Raw genomic sequence first — 12,511 nt, 5'->3', positions numbered from 1 at the left:
CTGCCCTCAACGGACCTACACAAGGATCATACCCTCTGGCGCTGCCTCAAGGGTGAACCGCGCTGGCGCGCGGCCGCAGTGCGGCCCTTGACCCATCACCAGAGAGTGGGGACCGGAAGGGCAGGTCAGGAGGTGGGGATCGCGTAGCTGTTCACCGGGCGGGAGACATTGTGCAGTTCGACCTCGCCCAGAGGGATGGCATTGGAGGGGTCTTTCAGCACATCGGCGCTGACCACGATCTGGTGGCCTTGCGTCTTGCCATATTCACCCAGGCGGGCGGCGACGTTGGCGGCGCGTCCGATTACGGTGAAATCGAGCCGTTCCTGCGAGCCGACGTTGCCATAGGTGACCGAACCATAGGCGAGGCCGGTGGCGCATTGCAGCGCCGCCAGCCCGGTGTCGCGCGCCAGCTCCGGCAGTGCATCGACGATGGCGCGGGCCGAGGCCAGTGCCTGGCTGCGGGCGCGGTAGCTTTTCTGTGGATCGGCGGGGAAGACCGCCAGCACAGCGTCGCCGATGAATTTCAGCACCTCGCCACCGTTGTCATGCACGATTGTAGAGGCGGTTTCAAAGAAGCCATTCAGCAGCTGGATATAGGCATCGCGGCCCAGGTCCTCTTCGAGTCTGGTGGAATTGCGCAGATCGCAGAACATGATGGCGGCGTCGATCTCATCTCCGTCGCCGCGGCGGATTTCACCGCCCAGGACCCGCGCGCCGGAGCGTTTGCCGACATAGGTTTCCAGCAGCGATTGTGCGTTTTCGCGCTGCATGAAGACCTCGTAATAGCGGGCGATGACGGCGCTGCATTCAAATATCAGGCCCAGATTGGCGGTGGTGAACCCGTCGGGGTGATCGCTGGCCACGGTCATCACGTTGGTACGCCCGTCCGAGAACGGCAGCGGCATGGCGACGTAATCGGTGGCGCCTTCGCTGCGCAGGTCCTGCAGGATCGGGAAGGCATCGTCGGGCAGATCGCGGTGCAGCCGGTGGCGCACACCGCCAAGCCCCTGCGAGACATGGCGCAGGGGGCTGTTCTGATACTGCGGTTTGCTGAGGAGGTCATAGCTGGGTGCGGTGACGATGATCTCTGGGGAGCGGCGTTTCCAGACGTAGTTCTTGCCCGCGATCATCGGGTGCAGGGACCAGGCCAGCACCGACAGCCGGGCCAGTTGCACGCCCTGTTCGCGCAGCTTTTCCGCCAGCGCCTCGGTAAAGCTTTCGGGAGTGTTCAGCATTGCTGCTTCGCGCAGCAGCCAGTCGATCAGCGGGCCGGAGATATTGCCGGAATCGGGCGGGGTGAGCGTGTTCTCCCCCAGATCCAGCTGTGTTTCATCATCCTGCACGAAACCCACATGGCCGGTGATCCCGGCGGCCTCGGGCAGGGTGTTCTCGTAGATCCAGACCGCATTGTCGACGCGCTCGTCCTCAAGCTTCAGATCGTGATAACAGGCGGTGCCTTTGAACGGGCAGAAGGTTTGCAGCGCCACCCGTTCGGAGAGGGGCACCAACACATCGTCGCGCGGGAAATAGACGGTGGGCGGCAGGCGGGTTTCATACATCACCTTTGCTGCGCTGCTTTCGGCGAGAAGGACACCGTTGCGGAACACCCGCACCGGACCGCTGAGCGGTTCGACCAGAATGCCGTATCCCCGGGCGGGGGGCTTAACGTGCACATTCATCCGGGCTGTCCTTTTTAAAAACCGATCTGTGGAGTTGGTCCTATATGGGGCGGGCTCTGCCGGGTTTCCAGATGCGAAACCGGCAGATGCCGCACAGGTGATGTGCAGGTTGCGCACGATGTCGGTGCTCTGTCGCGCATTATACCATGCGGATGACATCCTTGCTAATGGCCAGGACATAGCCGCGTTTGGCGATGTTCTTGACCAGAAGCTCGCTGATCATCTGGTTGCCAAGGGTATCGCGCAGGCGTTTGATCCGGGTGGCGCCGGCGGCCTCGTCACAATCGCTGCTGTGACGGCCGGAAATCACCGCTTCGATTTCAGCGCCCGACAGGACATCATCATCCATCCGCGCCTCGGCTAGGGCCGCGAGGGTCTCCATCGCTGCCGGGGTCAGGCGGAAGCCCATGCTGTTGAGGTAGACGGTGTTTTCCTCGCGGCTGATCAGCAGCTCGTTGACCTGAATGCCGGCGCGTTCGATCTGCGCCATGCGCCGGTTCAGGAGCAGCAGCATGGTCAGCACCACCAGCGCCGCCAGCATCATCGCAGCGGCAAAGACCAGCAGCACAAAGATCACCATACGGTAGCTGGCCAGCGTATCGGCAAAGGCGGTGCCGGACTGGGCGAGAATCTCCAGCAGCTTGATCTCAGCCTGGGTGGTCAGGTCGTTTTCCACAAAGACCCGTTCGACACGGGCGTTAAAGGCGTTGGCATCGGGCAGGGTCAGCAGAAGCCAGGTCCCTGCAATCGCCAGCAGCGCCACGATGGCGACGATACCAAACGCGACCACCCGCCCGCCCGCGGCGCGCATTTCAGAAACGGAGGTAATAGGAGCCCGCATTGGCCTTCCTTTGTTGCAGGCCTTCGGGTCCAAAGACCGACAGCACGTTCAAGAGGGTCCATCCGGCAGGCGCCAGACGGGCCGTGATTTCCTTGCGGGCCGGGCCCTTCTTGCAGGGGCCGGACAGCTGGATGACGCCATAATGCAGTTTCAGCGGGTTGTCCTGCTTGGCCTTGTAATCGGCATAGCAATCGGCGGCCTGCGCCTGCGGTACGCCCGCAGTCAGGGCAAGAGCCAGGAGGGGGATCAGGAGCATGTGTTTCATGACGCAACCCTGCGCCCGAACGCGCCGATATTCAATAACAACAGCGTCTTGGCGGGGCTGATATCCGATATCAGGGGGGCGTTATTGCCTGTCCGGCGGCAGCAAAGCCAGGGTTGGATCACCGGCTTCTGGCCACGATGAAACATTCAACGACATGCCGCCCTGCGCCCCTGATGAAAGGCTTTGATATGACCTACTCCGCTTCCACCCGCCGCTGCCCCCAGGGCAAATCCCACCGCAAGTTCATTGCGTTGATTCTGTCGCTGTCGCTGGCCATTACCGGTATCTCCGCCGCGCCTGCCCGTGCCGACGAAGACGTGGCAAAGGTGCTGGCAGGAGTGGCTCTGCTTGGCATTCTGGGCGCGGCGATCAATGATGCGCGGCACCAGGACCGTTACACTACACCGGTGACCACGCCGCCGCATGGCCATGGGTATCCTCAGCACGGCGCACACCCCCACCACGGTCGTCCGCATCACGGGTCGCGCCCGCTGCCGCCCCGGGTGGCGCGTTATAACCTTCCGGCGCAATGCGTGCGCTATTTCCCGCGCTACAGCCGCAGCCACACCTTGGTCGGGGAGAACTGCCTGAAGCGCCAATACCGGTACGAATCGGCGCTGCCGCAGGCCTGCCGGGTAACCTTCTGGAACGGGCACAAGCATCGCAGCGGTTACAAGCCGACCTGCCTGCAGAACCGAGGTTACCGGTTGGTGCGCCGGTGACGGGCAGGGCGGTGGTATTTCCGCAACAGTAAGAGGCGATTTCAGAGGGGCATTGCCCCTCTTTTTCCTTTGGCCGGGCGTGACGGGATTGCAAAACTGCGCTGGTTTGGGTCTCTCGGATCCATGGACCAGCCAGATTACAGCCTTGAAGACGCCGCCCGCGCCCGCGGGTCCCTGATCATCGCCGGAGTGGATGAGGTGGGCCGGGGGCCATTGGCCGGACCGGTCACGGCAGCAGCCGTCATACTGACCCCTGAATGCATTCCCGAGGGGCTGAATGATTCCAAGAAACTGAGCCCGAAAAAACGCCAGGCGGTGGAGCAGGCGATCTTTGACAATGGGGTGGTTGCGATTGCCCATGCTACCGTTGAAGAGATTGATTCCCTTAATATTCTCCGCGCCTCGCATCTGGCGATGGAACGCGCCGTGGCAGCTCTGAACCCGCAGCCGGATTACCTGCTGATCGACGGGAACATGATCCCCAACGGGCTGCAGATTCCGGCCGAAGCGGTGGTCAAGGGAGACGGCAAATCACTGTCGATCGCGGCGGCCTCGATCGTGGCCAAAGAGGCCCGGGATCGGATCATGGTGGATTTAGCGCAACAGTTTCCAGGATATGGATGGGAGAAAAACGCAGGCTACCCGTCGAAACAGCACCGCACGGCGCTTGAGGAATTGGGCGTCACCCCACATCATCGGAGATCCTTCAAGCCGGTCCACAAGATATTGTATCAAGAGTGAACCGTAGACTGCTGTTCTAAAAAACAAATTGACCTCGAATCCCGGATGACTCATCCTGTGGATAACCAAAATGAGCGCAAAAATGCGCCGTGGTTATTGAGGCAGAGCAAATGAACAAAACCATGACGAAGGGCGCCGCGGCGCTCCCTCTAAACGCGATTCTTGGTGGCAATTGCATCGAGGTCATGGCCGGACTCCCGGCAAATTCCGTCGATCTGATCTTCGCGGACCCCCCTTATAACCTGCAGCTGAAGGGCCAGCTTCATCGCCCCGACAACAGCAAGGTCGATGCTGTCGATGATCACTGGGATCAGTTCGACAGTTTCAAGGTCTATGACGATTTCACCCGCGCCTGGCTGCGCGAGGCGCGCCGGATCCTGAAGCCGAACGGCTCGATCTGGGTGATTGGCTCGTACCACAACATCTTCCGGGTCGGATCGGCGCTGCAGGACGAGGGCTACTGGATCCTGAATGATGTGATCTGGCGCAAGTCCAACCCGATGCCGAACTTCCGTGGCAAGCGCTATACCAACGCCCACGAGACGATGATCTGGGCGTCGAAGTCGGAAGGCGCAAAATACACCTTCAACTACGAAGCGCTGAAGGCCCTCAACGAAGGCATCCAGATGCGCAGCGACTGGGTGCTGCCGATCTGCACCGGGCATGAGCGTCTGAAGAACGAGAATGGCGACAAGGCGCATCCGACGCAAAAGCCGGAATCGCTGCTGCACCGCATCCTGGTCGGCTCGACCAACCCGGGCGACGTGGTGCTTGATCCCTTCTTTGGCACTGGTACCACCGGCGCCGTGGCCAAGATGCTGGGCCGCGAGTTCATCGGGATCGAACAGGAAGAGGCCTACCGCGAGGTAGCAGCAAAACGCATCAAGGCAGTGCGCAAGTTCGACCGTGAAGCCCTGCAGGTTTCGGCCAGCAAACGGGCCGAGCCGCGTGTGCCCTTTGGCCAGTTGGTCGAACGCGGCATGCTGCGCCCCGGCGAAGAGCTGTTTTCGATGAACCAGCGCCACAAGGCCAAGGTGCGTGCCGACGGTACGCTGGTTGGCGGCGAGGTTAAAGGTTCGATCCATCAGGTCGGCGCCGCGCTGGAGGGCGCACCGTCCTGCAACGGCTGGACCTACTGGTGCTTCCGCCGCGACGGCAAGACCGTTCCGATCGATGTTCTGCGTCAGCAGATCCGCGCGGAAATGCAGGCCTGATCTAACCGAGAAAACCAAACAACACCGCTGGTGCCTGTGCCCCGACCTTTGGTCAGGGGCGCGGGCACCTCACCTTGCCCCGCCCTGTTGGCGGGGCTTTTTTGGTTCTACCTGCGGGATAGGGGGTGCGTCCCGCCGGGGTGATGCCTATGGTCGGATCGGGAACGAAGGAACGGACGATGGCGGATACGGCTCTGGGTGCGGCGCAGCAGATGCGCGCCGCTGAGACGGTCAATGCGGCGGATCCCGTGGGGGACAGCCAATACGCAGCGGCGGCGCTGGAGGCGCACAAGCGCGAGGGTCTGGAACTCGCGGTGCGGGCGCGCTGGATTGCGATGGCTGTCATCTCGGTCTTTCTGGTTGCCGTCAGCCCGACCTGGGATGTGCTTTATTACCATGGCATTCTGCTGCTGCTGTGCCTCAACGGCTGGCTGATTCAGCGCTATGGACAGGTGGGGCGTTCCCGGGTCGAGCTGTTGCTGATCTTCATGGACCTCTTGATCATGACGGTGGGCATGGTGGCGCCGAATCCCTTCAGCCCCAGTGATCTGCCGCTGGCGATGCAGTACAGGATCGACAACTTCCTCTATTTCTTTGTGATCCTGGCGGGCGGGACACTGGCGTTTTCCTGGCGCACGGTGATCGCGATCGGGGTCTGGACCTCTGCGATGTGGGCCGCTGGACTGGGCCTGGCGTGGTGGTTTGCGGACCCATTTCCAGAACTGACCGCCGCCACGCAGGCCGCTTTTGGTCCCGGCACCGAATTGGCGTCGATCATGGATCCGAACAGTTTCAACATTCCCCTGCGCATTCAGGAGATCTTTGTCTTTCTTCTGGTGGCGGTGACGCTGGGGATTTCCGCGCGCCGGTTCAGCCGGTTGCTGATGGACAACGCGGGGCTTGAACGCGAACGGGCCAACCTGTCGCGTTATTTCTCGCCCAATGTGGTGGACCAGCTGTCGCAGAACGACGATCCGTTGAAGCAGGTGCGCAGCCAGGATGTGGGCGTGTTGTTCATCGACATCGTCGGCTTTACCCGGATGAGCGCGGGGCAGGATCCCCACCGGGTGATCGAGTTGCTGCGGGCCTTTCATGCCCGGATGGAGCGCGAGGTTTTCCGTCATCGGGGGACGCTCGATAAATATCTGGGTGATGGGCTGATGGCGACCTTTGGTACCCCGATGGCTGGACCGCAGGATGCCACCGATACGCTGGCCTGCGCCATTGCGATGCAAGAGGCGCTGGCGGATTGGAATCGCGACCGGCGCCGCCGGGGAGAGCCGGAAATCTGCGCCGGTATCGGCATTCACTATGGCGAGACCGTGTTGGGGGATATCGGTGCAAACCGGCTGGAGTATGCGGTGATCGGGACTGCGGTCAACGTGGCGGCACGGCTCGAAGAAATGACCCGCAGACTGCAGGCGCAGATCGTGATGAGTGATGATTTGCGCGGGCAGGTCATGGCCGAGGGGCAGGCGCCGGAGCTTTTGAATGATTTCACCTGTCACGACGGACAGGATATCCGCGGTCTGGATCAGTCCATGCGCGTCTGGAGCGTAACCGCGACCTGTGGCTGACTCGGTCAGGCTACGCCAGCAGAGAAGAGCGTTTCAGGGCATTTTCGAACCGTTTAATGCGGACCCTTGGCGTAAGGCGGGGTGCACGCGGTATGCTGCTCTCTTTTTTAGATTTCAATAATCGAATTTATGGTGAATTAAAATCATTTCACCGCAAAGGTTTAGGTCGGTATTCTTGTAACTTTCACGCACGTCTTTAACTAGTCATCAAATGCTGCAAGGCAGAAAGATCACAAGTTTAACAAGGGTACGGGCGTCACATGTCATCCACAGATCATCAGAGTTTTTTCCAGTGGTTTTCTCTTGATACCGATAGCAAGGATCTGATCGCCCAGACCGAAAAACTGCTCGTGCCACACCTCGGCCGGGTGCTGGAGCGGTTTTATGATCGCGTGCTGGAACGCGAGGAAACCCGCCGTTTCTTTGCCGATGACAAGGTGGTTGCCCACGCTAAAGCGGCCCAGAAGGCGCATTGGCAGCGGCTGTTCTCGGGGCGGTTCGACCAGGAGTATTTTGATTCCGCTGCTCGGGTCGGCAGGGTCCACTACGAGTTGCGCCTGCCTTTCATTCAGTATCTCGGCGGTTATTCCTCGGCTGGGGCCGATATGATGGATATCCTGGTGCGCAAGCGGATGACCAGCCGGGCGGTGCTGTCAAAACAGGTACAACTGGTGAACCGGTTGATGATGGCCGATTGCGAGCGGGTGATCGCCTCGTATTTCGAGGCGCAGCATGCCGAACACAGCAAGGCACTGGACGTGCTGACCACCGGTATTTTCGAGCTGGAGAAGGGCAACCTGACCAGGCCGATCCGACAAGAAGACGGGATTCCGGCGCGGTTCGACGGGATCCGAGAATCTTACAACAATCTGCTTGGCCGCTGGTCTGGGATCATTTCCGATGCCACAACACGCGCCAATTCGGTTGCCGACAAAATCAGCTCAACCTCGGAGCTAACACGGGAAATGGCAGAGCGCGCTGAACAGCAGGCGGCCACCCTGGAAGAGGCCGTCGCCGCCGTCAGCCATGTCTCCGCTGGCACCACCGAGGCCACCCATATGGTCGAGAAGGCCAGTCGACACTCGGACTTGAACCGTAAGGATGCCGAAGAAGGCGGTCTTGTGGTGGAGAGGGCCATCGAAGCGATGGAACGTATCGAAACGTCCTCGTCGAAAATCGCCAAAATCGTAGATGTGATCGAGGATATCAGTTTTCAGACCAACCTTCTGGCGCTGAACGCCGGGGTCGAGGCGGCCCGGGCCGGAGAGGCCGGGCGCGGATTTGCCGTGGTCGCCTCCGAGGTGCGCTCGCTTGCGGCGCGGGCGTCGGATTCCGCGAACGAGATCAAGGCCCTGATTGCCGAAAGCTCGATCCACGTCAACGATGGCAGCGATCTGGTTCGCGCCACGGGGCAAAGCCTGTCCGGCATTCGTCAAGGCGTGATCGACGTCTCGCAGCTGATGTCGGAAATCTCCGGCGTAATCTCTCGTCAATCGCTCAGCCTGCAGGAAATCGACAGCAGCATGAGCGATCTGGGTCAGACCACGCTGGATAACGCCACCCGGGCGGGCGCGGTTTATGAAACCACCTCGAAGCTTGCCGAGGATTCGGGTCGACTGAAGACCAGCATGGATGGGTTCAGCACGCTTGGGCTTCATGCGGTGGGCGGAGCCGAGGGCCGGATGGACCAGGAGTTCGAAGCCTACCTAGCCAATTCAGTAGACGGCACCGAAGCCAACGCCGCCTGAAAACCGGGTGCGCGGGGCACGACCTGTCCGCCGCTGACACTGGTCGGTGGCGGTGCCTGGTCTGACAAGTTGCCAACGCGAAACGGCAGAACATGGGCAACCGAATACGGCGCTTTTCCAGTTCTGTGACCCGGACCCCAAACATGATCTTCCAATAGTTGATCACTGGCGACCCCGGCAGGATTCGAACCTGCAACCTGCCCCTTAGGAGGGGGCTGCTCTATCCAGTTGAGCCACGGGGCCGCGCGTTTCAGGCGATAGCAAATCACATCTGCCATCACAATGCTATGTGGCTGCGTGGTCGTATTTTTCAGATCCGGCAGGTCGGCGTGGTTGCCATTGTGTTGTCATCGCCGTCTGCGCTAACATCGCTCAGGAAACAATCAAAGAGGTCCACGCCCGTGACCACCGACAACAAGCGCCCGCTCACCCTTCGTGATGTCTCGGAAGCCACAGGTGTTTCGGAAATGACCGTCAGCCGGGTGCTGCGCAACCGGGGGGACGTGTCGGAAAAGACCCGTACCAAGGTCCTGACCGCGGCCAAGGAACTGGGCTATGTGCCCAACAAGATCGCCGGCGCGCTGGCGTCGAAACGGGTCAATCTGGTGGCGGTGATCATTCCTTCGTTGTCGAACATGGTCTTTCCCGAGGTGCTGACCGGGGTGAACAAAGTGCTGGAAAACACCGAGCTGCAGCCAGTCGTCGGGGTAACAGACTATCAACCGGAAAAAGAGGAAAAGGTTCTTTACGAGATGCTGTCCTGGCGGCCCTCGGGGGTGATCATTGCCGGGCTTGAACATACCGAGGCGGCGCGCGCCATGCTCAATGCCTCGGGCATTCCGGTGGTTGAGATCATGGATACCGATGGCAAGCCGGTGGATGCGATGGTCGGAATTTCGCACCGCCGCGCGGGCAGCGAGATGGCCAAGGCGATCCTCAAAGCCGGGTATCGTCACATCGGCTTCATGGGCACCAAGATGCCGCTGGACCACCGCGCCCGCAAACGCTTCGAAGGCTTTACCGAGGCGCTGGCCAAGGAAGGCGTCGAGATCGAAGACCGCGCCTTTTATTCTGGCGGCTCGGCGCTGGCCAAGGGGCGCGAGATGACGGCGGAAATGCTGGAACGCTCTCCGGATCTGGATTTCCTCTATTACTCCAATGACATGATCGGGGCTGGTGGGCTGCTGTATCTGCTGGAGCAGGGTATCGACGTGCCGGGGCAGATTGGTCTTGCGGGTTTCAACGGGGTTGAACTGTTGCAGGGTCTGCCGCGCAAGCTGGCCACCATGGATGCCTGCCGTCAGGAAATCGGGCGCAAGGCGGCGGAGATCATTGCCGCGCAGCTGGAAGATCCCGACGCCGAGATCGAACGCCACGTGACCCTCACCCCGACCATCGCCTATGGCGATACGCTGAAACGGCGCTGATGGCGCGGGCACGGCTGGGCAACCGGGCGGCGCGACGGCTGTTTCTGGACCGGCACGCGCTGCTGGAGGCGCCGAGCGGCCCGTCGAAGGGCGCTGACCTGCTGGATCTGATTTCGCGGCTGGGGTTTGTGCAGCTCGACAGTATCAACACGGTCGCGCGCGCGCATGATGTGATCCTCTATTCCCGCAGGCCCAGCTATCGCCCCGCCCATCTGAAACGGCTGTACGAGGCGGATCGGGGACTGTTCGAACACTGGACCCACGATGCCGCCGTGATCCCGATGGCCTATTACACCCATTGGCATCTTAGGTTTCAGCGCGATGCCGATCTGCTGCGCAGCCGCTGGCGCAACTGGCGGCGGGACGGATTCGAGGCGCAGTTCGCCACCGTGCTGGAACATATCCGCGATCACGGGGCGATCAGCTCATCGGATATCGGCAAGGACGAGAAGAAGGGATCGGGCGGCTGGTGGGACTGGCATCCTTCCAAGACCGCGCTGGAATACCTCTGGCGGTCCGGCGCGCTGACGGTGGTCGGGCGCGAGGGGTTTCAGAAATGCTATGACCTGACCGAGCGGGTGATCGACGAACGCCTGCACCCGGGCGTGGCACCTGTGGATGTGGCAGCGACGGTCGACTGGCTGTGCAATGGCGCGATGGATCGGTTGGGTTTTGCCACCTCGGGCGAACTCGCGGCCTTCTGGGATACCGCTTCGGCCACTGAGGCAAAGGAATGGGCAGCGGCGCAGCTGCAATCTGGCGCCCTTGAGGAGGTCGAGATCGAACAGGCCGATGGTGGCTGGCGCCGGGTGCTGGCGCGCCCGGGCATCGTGGAACAGGCCGAGGCGTTGGGTCCGGCACCGGGGCGGATGCGGGTGCTGAGCCCCTTTGACCCGGCCCTGCGGGATCGCAAGCGGGCCGAACGCCTGTTCGGCTTTCACTACCGGATCGAGGTCTTCACCCCCGCACCCAAGCGCAAATACGGTTACTACGTCTTCCCGCTGATGGAGCGGGAGCGTCTGGTGGGGCGGATCGACATGAAAGCGGATCGCGGCGCGGGGCAGCTGAATATCACCGCCGTCTGGCCCGAGCGCGGGGTCAGCTGGTCAGCGCCGCGTATCGGCAGGCTGGAGGCGGAACTGGACAGGGTGGCGCGCTTCGCCGGGCTGCAAAACGTTGCCTTCGCCGATGATTGGTTGCGCGACCCGATATGAGACAAGCTTGCGGATGCAATCCGGATCAACCGGTAAAGCCGCGCTCCTGGACCATGGTGATCAGGCTGGCCAGCGACTGATCCACGGTCTGATCCGAGGTGTCCAGTTGCGCCAGCGACCTGCCGTACAGGGCCTCGCGGCTGGTCAGGATCGAGCGGAGCTGTTCCATCGCCTCGGGGTTGCCCGCCATCGGGCGTTCATCGCCCTGCGCCCGCACCCGCGCCATATGTTCATCGGGCCGGGCCTTGATCCAGATGGTGTGAAAATGCGCCAGAACGTTGGTGTAGGTCTCCGGTTCGGCGACGATGCCGCCCGCGACGGCCAGGATCAGGCTGTCATGGGTTGCGATGATGCGGTTGATCGCCTGCGCCTCCAGTTGGCGGTAGCCTTCCTGGCCGTAAAGCGCCATCAGTTCGGACACCGGCATGCCGGACTGGCTTTCGATTTCGCTGTTGAGCTCGACAAAGGGAATACCAAGCTCCTTGCCCGCCATGCTGCCAAGGGTCGATTTGCCTGCGCCGCGCAGACCCACCAGACAGACGCGCCCGGCGCGCTGGGTTTCCGGCGTCTGCGGCGCCAAGAGGTCCAAAACCGCCTGCTGGGTGCTGCTGGTGGCGCCGCGATAAAGATCCGCCACCCGCACCGCGTCCGAGGTCCAGGGATCCTCTTCGCCGATCAGCCATTCGATGCGGTGATCCAGCGCCACGGCCACCCGTTGCAAGAGGCCGATGGAGATATTGCCCTCTCCGGCCTCTAGCTGCGCCAGATAGCGCGGCGACACACCCGAACGGTCCGATAGAACCCGGCGCGGAATGCCCTTGCGCTCGCGTGCCTTGCGGACCCGTTCCCCCACGCGTGAAATCAGGGCGGGAACGACCTGGTCGATCTCGCTTTTGTCCTGCGCGGGCCGGGTTTCGCCCCGGAAATTGGTGATCTCACTCATGCGGCGCCGATATATGAAACATAATGCACAAACTTAAGGCGCTGCCGCATCCGGTTCAAATGAAAACCGGTACGAGCGCGGCTGCGGAGTGCATTATCTTGCGGGACCCCACGTCAGTGGGGCGCGGGAGCGGGGAATGG

The 12,511-nt window shown here is 61.7% G+C and carries 11 protein-coding genes and 1 tRNA gene; 7 read left to right on the top strand and 5 right to left on the bottom strand.

From position 1 onward, the window contains the following. Positions 1-125: 125 nt before the first annotated feature. The 3 genes from JL2886_RS10210 to JL2886_RS10200 all read right to left on the bottom strand — a co-directional run bounded on the left by JL2886_RS10210 (position 126) and on the right by JL2886_RS10200 (position 2,785). Positions 126-1,679 carry a DUF427 domain-containing protein gene (locus JL2886_RS10210; RefSeq protein WP_065271903.1) on the bottom strand — a complete coding sequence of 518 codons (1,554 nt, stop codon included), beginning with the start codon at positions 1,677-1,679 and terminating at the stop codon, positions 126-128. 139 nt (positions 1,680-1,818) lie between these two features. Beyond that, on the bottom strand, positions 1,819-2,520 hold the full coding sequence (locus JL2886_RS10205) for a winged helix-turn-helix domain-containing protein (protein ID WP_065271902.1): 702 nt from the start codon (positions 2,518-2,520) through the stop codon (positions 1,819-1,821). After that, positions 2,492-2,785 carry a hypothetical protein gene (locus tag JL2886_RS10200; RefSeq protein WP_065271901.1) on the bottom strand — a complete coding sequence of 98 codons (294 nt, stop codon included), beginning with the start codon at positions 2,783-2,785 and terminating at the stop codon, positions 2,492-2,494. Before JL2886_RS10200 ends, JL2886_RS10205 begins: the two co-directional genes overlap by 29 nt. A gap of 188 nt (positions 2,786-2,973) precedes the next feature. Between JL2886_RS10200 and JL2886_RS10195 the strand changes: the two genes are divergently transcribed. The 5 genes from JL2886_RS10195 (at position 2,974) to JL2886_RS10175 (ending at position 8,787) form a co-directional block, all read left to right on the top strand. Beyond that, the gene (locus tag JL2886_RS10195; RefSeq protein WP_065273634.1) at positions 2,974-3,507 is read left to right on the top strand and encodes a hypothetical protein; all 534 of its coding nucleotides are present in this window, start codon (positions 2,974-2,976) and stop codon (positions 3,505-3,507) included. A 123-nt stretch (positions 3,508-3,630) separates the two neighbouring features. Next, complete coding sequence (locus JL2886_RS10190; RefSeq protein ID WP_065271900.1) at positions 3,631-4,248, top strand: ribonuclease HII; 618 nt, start codon at positions 3,631-3,633, stop codon at positions 4,246-4,248. A 110-nt stretch (positions 4,249-4,358) separates the two neighbouring features. Next, the gene (locus JL2886_RS10185) at positions 4,359-5,462 is read left to right on the top strand and encodes a site-specific DNA-methyltransferase (protein WP_065271899.1); all 1,104 of its coding nucleotides are present in this window, start codon (positions 4,359-4,361) and stop codon (positions 5,460-5,462) included. Positions 5,463-5,641: 179 nt separating this feature from the next. Beyond that, on the top strand, positions 5,642-7,039 hold the full coding sequence (locus JL2886_RS10180; protein ID WP_065271898.1) for an adenylate/guanylate cyclase domain-containing protein: 1,398 nt from the start codon (positions 5,642-5,644) through the stop codon (positions 7,037-7,039). A 260-nt stretch (positions 7,040-7,299) separates the two neighbouring features. Continuing rightward, complete coding sequence (locus JL2886_RS10175; RefSeq protein WP_065271897.1) at positions 7,300-8,787, top strand: globin-coupled sensor protein; 1,488 nt, start codon at positions 7,300-7,302, stop codon at positions 8,785-8,787. A 166-nt stretch (positions 8,788-8,953) separates the two neighbouring features. Here the strand turns inward: JL2886_RS10175 and JL2886_RS10170 are convergent. Continuing rightward, a tRNA-Arg gene (locus JL2886_RS10170) sits at positions 8,954-9,030 on the bottom strand. Between the two features lie 158 nt (positions 9,031-9,188). Here JL2886_RS10170 and JL2886_RS10165 point away from each other — a divergent pair. Then, the gene (locus JL2886_RS10165; RefSeq protein WP_065271896.1) at positions 9,189-10,214 is read left to right on the top strand and encodes a LacI family DNA-binding transcriptional regulator; all 1,026 of its coding nucleotides are present in this window, start codon (positions 9,189-9,191) and stop codon (positions 10,212-10,214) included. Beyond that, positions 10,214-11,428 (top strand): winged helix-turn-helix domain-containing protein, encoded by a 1,215-nt coding sequence (locus JL2886_RS10160; protein ID WP_065271895.1) that lies wholly within the window; start codon positions 10,214-10,216, stop codon positions 11,426-11,428. The genes JL2886_RS10165 and JL2886_RS10160 overlap by 1 nt, the downstream gene beginning before the upstream one ends. Before the next feature lie 25 nt (positions 11,429-11,453). Here JL2886_RS10160 and JL2886_RS10155 read toward each other — a convergent pair whose 3' ends face one another. Further along, positions 11,454-12,371, bottom strand: coding sequence for a helix-turn-helix transcriptional regulator (locus JL2886_RS10155; protein WP_065271894.1), 918 nt, complete (start codon positions 12,369-12,371; stop codon positions 11,454-11,456). Between the last annotated feature and the right edge of the window lie 140 nt (positions 12,372-12,511).

The sequence above is a fragment of the Phaeobacter gallaeciensis genome, from assembly GCF_001678945.1.
Lineage (GTDB): Bacteria > Pseudomonadota > Alphaproteobacteria > Rhodobacterales > Rhodobacteraceae > Phycobacter > Phycobacter gallaeciensis_A.
The sequence above is the reverse complement of the archived record's forward strand: the minus strand, read 5'-3'. Positions and strand labels throughout refer to the sequence as shown.